At 71.5% G+C, this 13218-nt stretch carries 14 protein-coding genes; 6 read left to right on the forward strand and 8 right to left on the reverse strand.

What is annotated here, in order from left to right; genetic code table 11:
• Positions 1–36 precede the first annotated feature (36 nt).
• The 3 genes from VP06_RS21475 (at position 37) to VP06_RS21485 (ending at position 1670) form a co-directional block, all read left to right on the forward strand.
• Positions 37–549, forward strand: coding sequence for a hypothetical protein (locus tag VP06_RS21475; RefSeq protein ID WP_048465836.1), 513 nt, complete (start codon positions 37–39; stop codon positions 547–549).
• A gap of 237 nt (positions 550–786) precedes the next feature.
• Positions 787–1176 carry a hypothetical protein gene (locus tag VP06_RS21480; protein WP_048465826.1) on the forward strand — a complete coding sequence of 130 codons (390 nt, stop codon included), beginning with the start codon at positions 787–789 and terminating at the stop codon, positions 1174–1176.
• A gap of 116 nt (positions 1177–1292) precedes the next feature.
• Positions 1293–1670, forward strand: coding sequence for a cupin domain-containing protein (locus VP06_RS21485; RefSeq protein WP_048465827.1), 378 nt, complete (start codon positions 1293–1295; stop codon positions 1668–1670).
• Here VP06_RS21485 and VP06_RS21490 read toward each other — a convergent pair.
• The 5 genes from VP06_RS21490 to VP06_RS21510 form a co-directional block, all read right to left on the reverse strand.
• Positions 1637–2446, reverse strand: coding sequence for an MBL fold metallo-hydrolase (locus VP06_RS21490; protein ID WP_048465828.1), 810 nt, complete (start codon positions 2444–2446; stop codon positions 1637–1639). The two genes, VP06_RS21485 and VP06_RS21490, sit on opposite strands and share 34 nt — an antisense overlap.
• A gap of 13 nt (positions 2447–2459) precedes the next feature.
• Positions 2460–3299: a TatD family hydrolase gene (locus VP06_RS21495; protein ID WP_245291266.1), complete on the reverse strand. Its 840-nt coding sequence runs from the start codon at positions 3297–3299 to the stop codon at positions 2460–2462.
• Positions 3296–4843, reverse strand: a complete 1548-nt coding sequence (gene metG, locus VP06_RS21500; protein ID WP_048465829.1) for a methionine--tRNA ligase — start codon at positions 4841–4843, stop codon at positions 3296–3298. The genes VP06_RS21495 and metG overlap by 4 nt, the downstream gene beginning before the upstream one ends.
• A 126-nt stretch (positions 4844–4969) precedes the next feature.
• Positions 4970–6832, reverse strand: a complete 1863-nt coding sequence (locus tag VP06_RS21505; RefSeq protein WP_048465830.1) for a glycoside hydrolase family 15 protein — start codon at positions 6830–6832, stop codon at positions 4970–4972.
• Positions 6833–6964: 132 nt separating this feature from the next.
• Positions 6965–7201, reverse strand: coding sequence for a DUF6894 family protein (locus VP06_RS21510; RefSeq protein ID WP_048465831.1), 237 nt, complete (start codon positions 7199–7201; stop codon positions 6965–6967).
• Between the two features lie 376 nt (positions 7202–7577).
• Between VP06_RS21510 and VP06_RS21515 the strand changes: the two genes are divergently transcribed.
• Complete coding sequence (locus VP06_RS21515; RefSeq protein ID WP_053081973.1) at positions 7578–8081, forward strand: RrF2 family transcriptional regulator; 504 nt, start codon at positions 7578–7580, stop codon at positions 8079–8081.
• Positions 8082–8264: 183 nt separating this feature from the next.
• Here VP06_RS21515 and VP06_RS36540 read toward each other — a convergent pair whose 3' ends face one another.
• Together VP06_RS36540 and VP06_RS21520 are read right to left on the reverse strand one after the other, a co-directional pair.
• Complete coding sequence (locus tag VP06_RS36540) at positions 8265–8486, reverse strand: hypothetical protein (RefSeq protein ID WP_156295703.1); 222 nt, start codon at positions 8484–8486, stop codon at positions 8265–8267.
• Positions 8487–8596: 110 nt separating this feature from the next.
• Positions 8597–9217 (reverse strand): cation efflux transmembrane domain-containing protein, encoded by a 621-nt coding sequence (locus VP06_RS21520; protein ID WP_048465832.1) that lies wholly within the window; start codon positions 9215–9217, stop codon positions 8597–8599.
• Between the two features lie 168 nt (positions 9218–9385).
• On the opposite strand from VP06_RS21520, the gene VP06_RS21525 reads away from it, so the two are divergent.
• Positions 9386–10513, forward strand: coding sequence for an alpha/beta hydrolase (locus tag VP06_RS21525; RefSeq protein WP_048465833.1), 1128 nt, complete (start codon positions 9386–9388; stop codon positions 10511–10513).
• A gap of 81 nt (positions 10514–10594) precedes the next feature.
• On the opposite strand, the gene VP06_RS21530 is transcribed toward VP06_RS21525, so the two are convergent.
• Complete coding sequence (locus VP06_RS21530) at positions 10595–12265, reverse strand: methyl-accepting chemotaxis protein (RefSeq protein WP_048465834.1); 1671 nt, start codon at positions 12263–12265, stop codon at positions 10595–10597.
• Between the two features lie 398 nt (positions 12266–12663).
• On the opposite strand from VP06_RS21530, the gene croR reads away from it, so the two are divergent.
• Positions 12664–13125, forward strand: coding sequence for a 3-hydroxybutyryl-CoA dehydratase (croR, locus tag VP06_RS21535; RefSeq protein ID WP_048465835.1), 462 nt, complete (start codon positions 12664–12666; stop codon positions 13123–13125).
• The last annotated feature ends 93 nt before the right edge of the window (positions 13126–13218 follow it).

Genomic DNA, 13218 nt, shown 5'->3' on the forward strand with positions numbered 1-13218 from the left:
GCTGAAGCGATTGCCCTGGCATCGACGGAGCAGCCCTTGACAATCTCGAGCCGCCAGGAATCCCGCCTGCTGACCGCCGACGAGGCCGAACTCGTCGCCCGGTCGCATCATCCCCGCATTCAGAACGTCGCCGACCGCGACCTCGACGACCTGATCCACCGCCTGCGCGAGCGCCGGGACCGGGCGCGCGGCATCGCCCACCGCCAGCGCCGCGAGATCCGCGGACGGGCGGCGCCCTCGGGGGCACGGCCGGCCTCGGACGACACTGGCTCGCGGCAGAAAGCGGGGTTGCTCGCCTCGGCGGTCAAACGCGCGAACAAGGAGCGGGAGCGCCGCCGCGCCGCCGCGGCCCGCGGCAGCCTGGTCTCCCATGCCCGGCGCGCCCTGGCGTTGCGGCGGGACGCCGGCGATCCTTCCGCCCACTGGCCGGACTCGCGCACCGCGCACGAGGGTATGACCCCGATCCCGAACGAGAGCCTGGCCCCGTCCGGCGCGCTCCAGCAGGAGGGACAGGAGATCGCCATGCGCCGGGGCGGCGGGCCGCGCTGACTCTGTCGAACGAGAGGGCGCTCCGGGCTGGGGGGGCGGGTCGCGACCGTCAACGCCGGGCGAGGGGCCGATCCGCTCGCCCGATCCTCATGCACGGAGCCGCCATCTGCGATTCGCATAAGGGATCTTATGGAACCTTAGACGTGATAGCGGGGAGCGCCATGTGGGTTTCGCAGGCCTGCGTTGATGCGCTGAAGGCCGCCTGATAGGCATGACTCGTTTCCCGTGGGATAAACCATGCCTCTCGGTCGCTGGGTCGCCTGCCTGTTCCTCGTCGCGGCGGCGCTGCCCGGACCCGCGCAGGCTCGGCAGATCTGCGGCAAGGAGGTCGTGGCCTTCGACGAGATGGTGGTGCGGATCAAGGCAGATCCCGGAACCGAGGCGGCATGGATCTCTCCCGCGATGATGCAGATCGTGGACACGAAGCGGCTGTTGATCTGGACGCTGGCCAAGCCGACCGGGTCGCAGCCCGCCGCCTATATCTGCCGACGGATCGTGCAGGAGGGCGGCGCCGTCACATCGATCATGACCGCCGAGTGCCATGGAACACAGCTCGGCTGCGATGGGATCATTTCCCGCATCCTGGCGGAGCAGAGCCGGGCCACGGCCCCGTTCCGGCAGCGCTGAGCAGACCGGCATGGGCAGGCCAACGTTTCGCCCGCTGAGGTTCTTGTTTGATCGCAGATTTAGGCCGCCGAACCGGTGACCAGTTCGGCGATATCCGCTGAGGACCCGTAGCCGCCGTGAGCGCACGTCCGCCGACCGCCAACCTCTTCGCCGGCCTGCCCGCCACGCCGCAGCCCGACGAGACGGTCGGCATCCTGGCTCAAGGCCCGCAAACCCGCATCGAGCGGATCGTCTCCACCGGCCAGGCCAGCCCGCCGGGCTTCTGGTACGACCAGCCCTGGGACGAATGGGTCGTGCTGCTCTCAGGCGGCGCCGGCCTGCACCTGCACGGCGAGACGGAGCCCAGACGCCTCGCCCCCGGCGACCACCTGCTGATCCCGGCGCGCCTGCGCCACCGGGTCGCCTGGACGAGTCCCGACGTGCCGACGATCTGGCTCGCGGTCCATCTCGCGCCGGAGGATCAGCCGTCGACCGTGACCGACAGTCCGTCATAGGCCGGCACCACCCCGGGCGGCAGGCGCCGGCTCAAGGCGCCGTAATCGAGGTCGGTGTGGAGGTTGGTCAGGATGGCGCGGCGCGGCGCCACCTCCTCGATCAGCGCCAGGGCATCCGGCACCGAGAAATGGGTCGGGTGCGGCGTCTCGCGGAGCGCGTCGATGATCAGGAGGTCGAGGTTGCGCAACCGGGCCTTGGCGGCGTCGGGCATGGTGCTGACGTCGGGCGCGTAGGCCGCGTCGGCGAAGCGGAACCCGAGGGCCTTCTCCTCGGGCCCGTGCTCCATCGTGAAGGCCGTGGCGGTCACGGGACCGCCCGGGCCCTCGACGGTCACCGGCGCGCCGACCTCCAGCGCGTGCAGGTCGAGGATCGGCGGGTAGAGGCTGTCCGGCTGCGAGGTGAAGCAATAGGCGAAGCGGGCGCGCAGCAGGGCCGTGGTGTCCGCGTCGGCATGGACCGGGATGCGACGGCGCATGTGGATCACCAGCGGGCGCACGTCGTCGATGCCGTGGGTGTGGTCGGCATGGGAATGGGTGAACAGGATCCCGTCGAGGCGCGTCACGGCCGCGTCGAGGAGCTGCTCGCGCAGATCCGGCGAGGTGTCGACGAGAACGGTGGTCGCCTCGCTCTCGGCGTCCCGGCGCGCGACCAGCAGCGAGCAGCGCCGCCGCCGGTTGCGGGGTTCGGCCGGATCGCAGGCGCCCCAGCCATAGCCGACCCGCGGCACGCCGCCCGAGGAGCCGCAGCCCAGGATGCGAAGGGTCAGGGTCGGCATGTGGTCAGAACCCTCAGCGGTGGGCGGCCGCCTTGTCGAACAGGCGGTAGAAGTTGGCGGTGGTGAGCGCGGCCAGCATGTCGGGGGTGAGCCCCAGGGTCCCGGCCAGCGCCCGGGCGGTGTCGGCGACGAAGGCCGGCTCGTTCGGCCGGCCGCGATACGGCACCGGCGCCAGATAGGGCGCGTCGGTCTCGACGAGCAGGCGGTCGTGGGGCACCGAGGCCGCGATCGCCCGGATCTCGTCCGAGTTGCGGAAGGTGACGATGCCGGAGAACGACACGGAGAGGCCGAGTTCGACCCCGATCTCGGCGAGGCGCCGCCCCGACGAGAAGCAGTGCAGCACCGCCTTGAACGGCCCGTGGCCCATCTCCTCGGTGAGGATCTTGGCCACGTCCTCGTCGGCCTCGCGGGCATGGATGACGAGCGGCAGCCCGCTCTCCCGCGCGGCCGCGATATGGGTGCGGAACACCCGCTGCTGCACGTCCCGGGGCGCGTAGTCGTAATGGTAGTCGAGCCCGGCCTCGCCGATGCCGATGCAGCGCGGGTGGCGCGACAGGTCGACGATCTCGGCCGCCGTCACGTCCGGCTCCTCGCCCGCCTGGTGCGGGTGGGTGCCGACCGTGAACAGGACTTCCGGATGCGCCTCGCTCAAGGCCCGGTAGGTCTCGAACCGGGCGACCCGGGTCGAGATCGTCACCATCCGGTCGATCCCGGCCGCCTTGGCCCGGGCCAGCACCTCGGGCAGCCGCTCGGCGAGGCCGGGCGAATCGAGATGGCAATGGCTATCGACCAGGCTGACGCCTTGTGGGCCATCGACCAGGCCGACGCCTTGTGGGCTGTCGACCGGGTTCACGCCTCGGGCTCCACGTAGCGCGGGAAGATCGGGCTCGGGGCCGGCAGGGTCGTGCCGGGCACGAGCCGGTGATCCGGCCCGACATCCGCGAGGCTGCGCGCTTCGGGTGCCACCGCCAGAAGGTCGAGGAGCCGCGCGGCGGCGCTCGGGATGAACGGCTGGACCAGGATGCCGACCGCCCGCAGCACCTCGGCGGTGGTGTACAGAACCGCCTCCATCCGGGCCGGGTCGGTCTTGCGCAGGCTCCACGGCTCCTGGCCGGCGAAGTAGCGGTTGGCCTCCGCCACCACGGCCCAGATCTCGGCCAGCACCGCGTGCAGGGCGAGGTCCTGCATCAGCCCCCTCGCCGTCTCGGGCAGCGCGTCGGCGAGGGCGAGCAGCGCCCGGTCGGCCGATGACGGTTCGCCCGGCTTTGGAACCTGGCCGCCGCAATTGCGGGCGATCATGGTCAGCGACCGCTGGGCGAGGTTGCCGAGGTCGTTGGCGAGGTCGGCGTTGAGCCGGTTGACGATCGCCTCGTGCGAGTAGCTGCCGTCCTGGCCGAACGGCACCTCGCGCAGCATGAAGTAGCGCAGCGGGTCGGTGCCGTAGAGGTCGGCGAGGCCGACCGGGTCGACGACGTTGCCGACCGACTTCGACATCTTCTCGCCCTTGTTGAGCAGGAAGCCGTGGCCGAAGACGCGCTTGGGCACCGGGATGCCGGCCGACATCAGGAAGGCGGGCCAGTAGACCGCGTGGAAGCGGATGATGTCCTTGCCGATGACGTGGAGGTCGGCCGGCCAGTGGCGCCAGCGCGGAGCGGCCTCGTCGGGGAAGCCGCAGGACGTGATGTAGTTCGTGAGCGCATCGACCCAGACATACATCACGTGGCCGGGCTTGCCCGGCACCGGCACGCCCCAGTCGAAGGTGGTGCGGCTGACCGACAGGTCTTGCAGGCCTGAGCGGACGAAGCTCGTCACCTCGTTGCGGCGGCTGTCCGGGCCGATGAAGTCCGGCTGCGCCTCATACAGGGCGAGCAGGCGCTCGCCATAGGCCGAGAGCTGGAAGAAGTAGCTCTCCTCCTCGACCCACTCGACGGGCGTGCCGGTCTTCTCCGCCCGGCGGCTGCCGTCCGGCGCCGTGACCAGCTCGGATTCGTCGTAATAGGCTTCGTCGCGGACCGAGTACCAGCCGGCATACTTGGCGAGGTAGATGTCGCCGTTCTCCTCCATCCGGCGCCACAGCGCCTGGGCGGAGGCGATGTGGTCGGCATCGGTGGTGCGGATGAAGCGGTCGAAGGAGCAGTCCAGCCGCTCGGCCATGGCGCGGAAGCGCGGCGCCATGTCGTCCACGAAGGCGCGCGGGCTGATCCCGGCCTTGGTGGCGGTCTGCTGGATCTTGAGGCCGTGCTCGTCGGTCCCGGTGGTGAAGAACACGTCGTAGCCGTCGAGGCGCTTGAAGCGCGCGATGGCGTCGGCGGCGATCACCTCGTAGGCGTGGCCGATATGCGGCACCCCGTTGGGGTACGAGATGGCGGTGGTGATGTAGTACGGCTCGCCCGCCACGACTTGAATTCCCGGATAGGAGGCTTCGGATCGGTCGGGCCGCCCGCGAGGGCGGCGCCCGTTCCGAGCCTTAGAGCAAATTCGGGCGGCGGTGCCCACCCCCCGAGAGGGCTCTTCCTCCACCGCTCAGGCGCCCGCCGCCCATGGGCACGGCTCGTCGGTGCGGGCTTGCCCGTGGCGCCGCGCCCGGTCGAGGCGGACCGCGTGGTTGATGATCGCCATGTGGGTGAAGCCCTGCGGGACGTTGCCGCGCTGCTCGCCGGTCCCCGCATCGATCTCCTCGGCGAACAGCCCGAGGTCGTTGCCGCGGGCGAGGAGGCGCGCGAAGAGCGGCTCGGCCTCCTGGGTGCGCCCGGCCAGAGCCAGGCAGCCGACGCGCCAGAAGGCGCAGGCGGCGAAGGTCGCCTCCGGGTGCTCGAAGCCGTCGGCGTTGCGGTAGCGGTAGATCAGGTCCCCGTCGCCGAGCCCGGCGCTCACCGCCTCCAGGGTCGCGGCGACCCGGGGCGAGCGGGCGTCGAAGGCCCCGAACAGCACCGTGCGCAGGATGGCGGCGTCGAGGTCGTCGGAGCCGTAAGCCTGGGTATAGGCACCGACTTGGCTGTTCCAACCCTTCTCGTGGTACTCGGCCCGGATCTCGGCGGCGATCCGGCGCCACTCCGCGACCCGTTCCGGGCTCGCCACGTCGATCGCCTGCGCGATCTGCACCGCCCGGTCGAGGGCGACCCAGAGCATGCCCTTGGTGTGCAGGATCTGGCGCGTCTCGTCGCGCAACTCCCAGATGCCGTGGTCGGGGGCGTGGCGGCAGCGGATGACGTGGTCGGTGAGGTGCCCGAGCACCTCGGCCAGGTGGTCGTTGACCTTCACCGGCGGGTCGTAGTCGACGGCATCCAGGAAGGCGTGGAGCGCCACCAGGAACTCGCCGTAGATGTCGTACTGGTGCTGGCCCGAGGCCGCGTTGCCGATCCGCACCGGGGCGACCCCGCGCCAGCCGCGCAAATGATCGAGGATCTCTTCCTCCGGCACGCATCCGGTGATGCCGTACATCAGCTTGAGATCCCGGCCGCGGCTGTGGTCGGCGTTGCGCAGGAAGCGCAGGAACTCCGCCGCCTCGCGCAGGTAGCCGAGATTGACGAAGGCCGTGACGGTGAAGCTCGCATCCCGCATCCAGACGTAGCGGTAATCGAAGTTGCGGGTGCCCGGCACCGCCTCGGGCAGGCTGGTGGTGGCGGCCGCGATGATCCCGCCCGAGGGGGCGTGGGTCAGGAGCTTGAGCACCAGGGCGCTGCGCAGCACGTCGTCACGGTGCGGCCCGTCATAGGTGCAGCGGCCCGACCATTCCTCCCAGTAGCGTTCCGTCGCCGACAGGCTCGCTTCGGCCTGATCCACGGCGCCGTCGTCGTCCTCGCGGTGGGCGAGGACCAGCGTCGCCCCCTCCCCGGCCCGCAAGGCGAAGGCCGCCTCGACCCGGTCGCCGGTGATCGTCAGCGGCACCGAGGCGGCGACGCGCACGCCCTCCGGCGCCGAGAGACGCCGGCACAGGACGGTCCCGCCCGCTTCGGGCACGAGGACCGCGCCGTCCCGGGCATAATCGAAGGTCGGGCGCACCCGGAAGCGGCCGGTCACCGTGCCGGTCTCGCAGGCGGCGAGGCGCAGGATCCGGCCGTGGGGAAGGCCGTCCGGGCCCTCGTCGGGCACCGCGTCGAGGGGATGCAGCGGCATGACGTCGGTGAGCGTCAGGCGGCCGGTCGCCGTGACGAAGGTGGTCTCCAGGATGGTGGTGCCGGGCCGGTAGCGCCGCCGGGTCTCACGCAGGGAATCGAGCAGGATGTCGCAGGCCCCGCCCTTCTCCGCGTCGAGGAGGCGCAGGAACACGGCCGGGCTGTCGTGGCAGGGCCAGCACAGCCAGTCGATCGATCCGTCGCGGGCGACGAGCGCCGTCGTGCAGGTATCGCCGATCACGGCGTAGTCCTCGATCGGCCGGTCCGTCACGTCGCCTCGCTGCCAACATGGGTTAAAGCGCCGGGGTAACGGTTCGTCGGGACAGCGGTTTCGGGGCGCGACCGTATGTGCCGCGCCGCGGGAGGCCGGCGGCCGATCGCGCCGGGTTCGGTCCAGCCGGAATCAGTCCAACCACGTGCAGGCGATGGCCAGGGACGCGATGGCGAGGACGGTCCTGCGCTCGTCGCGAATGGTCACGAACAGGTGAAGCCGGTCGTGGCGGCGGGCCTCATCGCGGGCGATGTCGGCGAGGATCCGCATGGCATGGGCCCGGGCGGCGTCGCGGTTCGGCCACTTACTGCCCTCGTCGTCGCGGTGCGACAGGTCATGGTCGTTGATGTCGAAGAAATAGTGCGGCACGGGTTGCCCCAATGGTGTGAAGGGGCCTCCGGACCGAATCTCCGGAGCCCGCCGACCGGCCCTGCCGATCGGGGCGCGTTGACGCTGGTTTAGGACGCGCCGGTATTTCTTGCCCTTGCAAATGTTTATCGAGGTCGATTTTCCCTCTCGATACAAACAGGTGCGGGAATTGCCAGATTATGCCACCATCGACTGGCGCACGCCGCCTCGTCCGGCGCCGGTGACCGTCTCTTCACCGCGGCCATCCGCAGGCGCAGACATCCTTCGTCCACGAGACAACCGCGTCCGTGCCTTTCTCACCCGACTCGACATGCGCTAAGGTTGCGCCCCGCGACGGCCGTGCCTCGACCCGGAGCGATCCTGACGGCCCGGGGGCGTGCGGCGACCCGGGCGGCATCCGCCAAGGAAGGACTGCGCCCTGCGGCTCTCGCTCCACACCGACCTGTCGCTGCGCCTGCTGCTCTATCTCGCGGCGATGCAGGCCGGCACCTGGACGACGACGCCGGCCGTCGCCCGCGCCTTCGGGGTGTCGCTGAACCACCTCCAGAAGGTGGCGCGCGGGCTCACCGGCGCCGGCTACATCGAGGCGCGGCAGGGCCGCGCCGGCGGCGTGCGCCTGGCCCGGCCGCCGGCGGAGGTGCGGCTCGGCGCCGTGGTGGCGGATCTCGAAGGGCTCGGCTGCCTCGTGGACTGCGCCCGTGGCCCCTGCCCGCTCGCCGGCCGCTGCCTGCTCAAGACTGCCCTCGACGCGGCCGAGCAGAGCTTCGTGCGCGAGCTCGACCGGTTCACCCTGGCGGACGTGCTCGCCGGGCCGACCGGAGCTGCCCTCAGGGAAATGATCGGGGGCGAGGCCGATGGGGCGGCAGAGCCGGGGCCGTAGGGCCGGAGCGCGGTCGGGATGGCCGTGCGGATGGTCGGTGACGGGGGAGAGCGGACCTTAACTCAGCGGCCTGGCCTTCCGCGCGCAGAGGGATGGCCCGCAACTCCGAACGAGTAGCTCTCCAAGGTGAAGTCAGATCCGTCTTCTCTCGAGGGACCCGCCTTCATCAAGGAAGATTTGCAGTCAATCTTGAAGGGTCGAGATTGCCATGCTGAGAGAATGAACGGCATCAACGCCTCTGGCATCGGCCAGGCGGTGTGGGTACAATGGGCGTAGAGACCATGGGCACGCCCATTTCTCGTGCAAGCCGTCGATACAGTCCGGCATTCCAACCTCGACCGTCAGCCAGAACTCAGGGTCGTTGAGTGGTTTGGCGAACAGTATCAGCGTGACGATGGCGGTCATCTGCATCTCGACAGTCGGGACTCTGCCTTGCTCGCCGGCAAAGACTGGTCCGCTCTGGGGCGGACGCCGTCCCCGCCTGACTGGGCAGATCGGGTTTATCCCGGCCCGCCTCAAGCCCCCTCCCGCGCGGCCCGGCGCTCGGCCGCGGCGGCCTGCCAGATCTCGAGCGCCGCATCCGCGTTCATCGCCGCGATGCCGAGGCCGACCACCAGGTCGGGCCAGGGCGCGAAGCCGGGCCAGCGCGACACGGTCGCGGCGGTGACGAGCCCGGCCGCCACGATGGCGACGTTGGCAATCGCGTCGTTGCGGGCCGACAGGAAGGCGGCCCGGGTCAGGCTGCCGCGCCCCTCGCGGTGGCGGGCCAGCATCGCCGCGCAGGCGAGGTTGACCGCGAGCGCGCCGAGACCCGTCAGGGTCAGCGGCACCGGATCCGGCGCCGTGAAGGCGCCGATCTTCTGCCAGGCGGTCCAGGCCGCCGCGAGCCCCGGCAGCAGCAGGAGGCCGGCCATCGCGGCGCCGAGCCGCGCCCGCGCCGCCGGCCGCCAGCCGAGGCCGGCGATGATCAGGAGGTTGAGCGCCGCATCCTCCAGGAAGTCGACGCTGTCGGCGACGAGCGCCACCGAGCCGATCGCCACCGCCACCGCCGCCTCGATCCCGAAAGCGCCGAGATTGAGCAGGGCGACGCGCCGCACGGTGTCGCGCAGGCCGGGATCGGTGTCGGAGACGGTCACGGGACGGCCCTCGCGCAAGCGGCGGAACCGGGTGTCTATGCCCCGAGGGCGCGCTGCCGGCCAGAGGGACCCGCATCCGTGCCATGTCCCGCCGGCGGTTGTGCCGGCGGGCGGCGCCGGCTTGAGTGGGGCGACCCGCCGGCGACAGGCGGGAGGGAGGAGACCATCATGCCGCGTTCATCACGGCCATCGGCGTCCGGACCGGGGCGGGTGCCCCGCCGTCTCGTCCTCGCGGGCCTCGGCGCCCTCGCGGCGGCCCCACAGGCCAAGGCCGCGCCGGACGCCGCGGCGCAGGCGTCACCGGGCCGCCCTGCCCTGCCGGCGCTCCGCACGGAAGAATTCCGCCTGCCCGGCCCGGAGGACGGCGTTTCGATCTACGTGCGCAACAAGCGTCCGGCCGGGACGGAACGGTTCGCGCCCGATCGCATCCTGCTCTACGTCCACGGCGCGACCTATCCGGCCTCGACCGCCTTCGACCTGCCGCTCGCCGGCCTGTCGATGATGGACGACCTGGCGGGGCGCGGCTTCGACGTCTACCTCGTCGACCTGCCGGGCTACGGGCTCTCGGGCCGTCCGGCGGCGATGAGCCGCCCGGCCGCCGACGGACACCCCTTCATGCGGACGAAGGACGCCGCCGCCATCGTCGGCCAGGTCGTCGACTTCATCCGCCAGCGGCGGGGCGTCGACAAGATCGACCTGATGGGCTGGTCCTGGGGCACCTCGACGATGGGGCTCTACACCAGCACCCACACCGACACGGTCAACCGCCTCGTCCTCTACGCGCCACAATGGCTGTCGCGCACGCCGTCGCTCATCGGTGCCGGCGGCGGGGCGCTGGGCGCCTACCGGAGCGTGAGCCGGGACAGCGCGAAGGAGCGCTGGCTCAAGGGCGTGCCGGAGGACAAGCGGGCCGGGCTGATTCCGCCCGGCTGGTTCGAGCAATGGGCCGACGCCACCTTCGCCACCGACGCCGCCGGGGCCGCGCAATCGCCGCCGGTGTTGCGGGCACCGAACGGCGTCGTGGCGGATTCGCAGGATTACTGGCAGGCCGGCAAGCCGCTCTACGATCCCGGCGAGATCCGGGTGCCGACGCTGGTCATCCATGCCGAGTGGGATGCCGACCTGCCGAGCTACCAGGCGCAGGAGTATTTCGCCCGGCTCACCCACGCGCCCTACAAGCGCTTCGTGGAACTCGGCGAAGGCACCCACACGGTCATGATGGAGAAGAACCGGATGCAGTTCTTCCGCGAGGTCGCCGCCTTCCTGACCGAGGCCGATCCGCAGGCGCTGAACTGAGCGGGCGCCATCACGACGAGCGCCGCTCCGGTGGTCCGGAGCGGCGCGGCGGAAGTATCGCTCCGGGCCCGGACCCGGCGCTCAGGCCGCCCGCACCGTCTCGAGGAAGCGGGCCACCTCGGCCGAGAGGTGCTCGGATTGGCGCGACAGCTCGGTCGCGGCCCCCAGCACCTGGCTCGCCGCCGCCCCGGTCCCGTCCGCCGCCCGGGCGACGCCCGCGATGGTCGTCGTCACCTCGCCGGTGCCGATGGCGGCCTCGGAGACGTTGCGGACGATCTCCTGGGTCGCCGCGCCCTGCTGCTCCACCGCCGCCGCGATGCTGGTCGCCACGGCCGAGATCTCCTCGATCCGCCCGGTGATTGCGCCGATCGCGCCGACCGCCTGGCCGGTCGAGGATTGGATCGCCGCGATCTGGCCGGTGATCTCCTCGGTGGCTCGTGCCGTCTGGCCGGCGAGTTCCTTGACCTCGGCGGCCACCACCGCGAAGCCGCGGCCCGCCGCTCCCGCGCGGGCCGCCTCGATGGTGGCGTTGAGGGCCAGCAGGTTGGTCTGAGCGGCGATCGACGAGATCAGCCCGACCACGTCGCCGATGCGCGCCGTCGCCTCGGTCAGGGCGTGGACCTGGGCTGCGCTCGCGCCGGCCTCCCGGACGGCGGCGCCGGCCAGCCGCGCCGAGCCGTCCACCTGGCGGCCGATCTCCTGGACCGAGGCGCCCAGCTCCTCGGCGGCCGCCGCCACGGTGCCGACATTCGCGGCGGCCTGCGACGCGGCCGCGGCGACGCTGCTCGACTGGCCGGCGGTCTCCTGCGCGGTCTCGGTCAGGGTCCGGGCGGTGGCCTGCAACTCGGTGGCCGCGGCCGTGACGGCGCCGACGATGCCGCCGACCGCCCGCTCGAAGGCATCGGCCATCGCGCGCGTCGCCTGCCGGCGCTGCGCCTCGGCTCCGGCCCGGGCGAGCGCGGTCTCCTCCTCCAGGCGCCGGGTGTGGATCAGGGTGTCGCGGAACACCGCCAGCGCCGCCGCCATGGCGCCGATCTCGTCCCGGCGCGCCGCGCCGGGGATTGCGATCCCGGCATCGCCCGCGGCGAGGCGGCGCATCGCATCGGTCATGCGGCCGAGCGGCCGGACGACGCGCAGCAGGCAGAACAGCACCGCCGCGATGGTGATCGCCACCGACACGGCGAACGTCGCCATGGTGGCGCGGGTGGCCTCCGCCCGCTCGGCCCGGGCCGCCTCGCCCGCCGCCTTGCCGGCCGCGGCGTTGACGCCGACAAGCCTGGTGACGATGTCGATCGCCGTCCGGTAGGTCTTGTTCATCGGCCCGCGGAAGAACGTGTCGATCTCGGCCTGGCTCGAGAGCGTCTTGAGGTGGGCCCAGTCGGCCCGGAACGCGGCGAGCGCCGCGCTCAACGCGCGAAACGTCTCCGCCTCGGCCTCGGAGCTGATCAGCGCCGGGTAGCGCGCCATCCTCTCCCCGAGTGCGGTGTCCATCTCGGCGAAGCTCCTGGCCGACAGCGCGGTCTCGGCCTCGTCCTGTGCCGTGATGTAGCGGAACTGCCAGAGCCGGGCGCGCATCACCAGGGCGTTCATGGCGTGCGCCTCGTCGATCGACGGCATGGCGTTGTCGGCGAGGGTGTCGATGCGGGTCTCGATCGCGTCGAGCGTCCACAGCGAGACGGCGCCCTGCGCCAGGGACAGCGACAGAAGGATCCCGAACAGTCCGCTCAGGCTGCTCTTCAGGGACAGGCGCATGGGCAAGGACCGACGGTGACTGTTTCAGAGGATGGTACACCCTTGTGTTCCGACATCACTAAAAAATCGTTAAAAACCGCTCTTTCTTCAATCCCGCCTAGGCATAGACAAATCCAAGTCGTGCCTGCGAGCAATGATTCGATCCATCTGATATCAGGCGGGAGACGTTACGGCAGATGAAGATGATGGCGGCGGCCGTCGCGGTCGCCGGGGCCGGACGCGCCGCTCCCGGAGCCGGCGCGCGACTCGTCGCCTCATCCTTTGGGCTGTCCGACCTTTCGCCAGTGGATTTCCGCCCCCGTCCCGTGCGACCCCCGGCTTATCCCCGGCCGGGACGGCGGCGCCGCGCGCGCCCGGCCGCCTCGGCCGCGGCACCAGATCGACCGGGAGCGACGCCGATGATGCCCGAACTGCGCGTGCTGTACTTCGAGGACCTGAGCGTCGGCCTGTCCGAGACGCTGTCGAAGACGATCGCGACCTCCGACGTGGTCGGCTTCGCGGAGATCACCGGCGACCGCAACCCGATCCACCTCTCCGAGCACTTCGCCGCCCGCACCCCGTTCGGCACCCGCATCGCCCACGGGCTCTACACCGCCGGGCTGATCTCGGCGGTGCTCGGCACCCGCCTGCCCGGTCCGGGCGCGGTCTACATCAGCCAGAGCCTCAACTTCCGCGCGCCGGTCCGCATCGGCGACACGGTCGACGTCACGGTCGAGGTGGCCGAGCTGGTGCCGGAGCGCCGCCGCGCCCGCCTGACCTGCACCTGCTCGGTCAACGGCGAGACGGTGCTGGACGGCGAGGCCCTGGTGAAGGTGCCGACCAAGGCCGAATCCGACCCGCTGGCCGCCCGCAAGGGGTGAGGGTATCAGGCGTCGCCATGGCGCCCATCCCGATCGACGATCCCGACGACCCGCGCCTCGATCCCTATGCGCGGATGCGCGAGCGCGACCTCG

Origin of the sequence: Methylobacterium aquaticum, from assembly GCF_001043915.1 — a bacterium.
GTDB lineage: Bacteria > Pseudomonadota > Alphaproteobacteria > Rhizobiales > Beijerinckiaceae > Methylobacterium > Methylobacterium aquaticum.

Bases quoted from the DNA above. Each gene is read 5' to 3' on its own strand.
- croR (WP_048465835.1), top strand. From the start codon at position 12,664: ATGATGCCCGAACTGCGCGTGCTGTACTTCGAGGACCTGAGCGTCGGC.
- VP06_RS21490 (WP_048465828.1), bottom strand. From the start codon at position 2,446: ATGCCGACCCTGACCCTTCGCATCCTGGGCTGCGGCTCCTCGGGCGGC.
- VP06_RS21525 (WP_048465833.1), top strand. From the start codon at position 9,386: ATGCCGCGTTCATCACGGCCATCGGCGTCCGGACCGGGGCGGGTGCCC.
- VP06_RS21480 (WP_048465826.1), top strand. From the start codon at position 787: ATGCCTCTCGGTCGCTGGGTCGCCTGCCTGTTCCTCGTCGCGGCGGCG.
- VP06_RS21530 (WP_048465834.1), bottom strand. From the start codon at position 12,265: ATGCGCCTGTCCCTGAAGAGCAGCCTGAGCGGACTGTTCGGGATCCTT.
- VP06_RS36540 (WP_156295703.1), bottom strand. From the start codon at position 8,486: ATGACCGCCATCGTCACGCTGATACTGTTCGCCAAACCACTCAACGAC.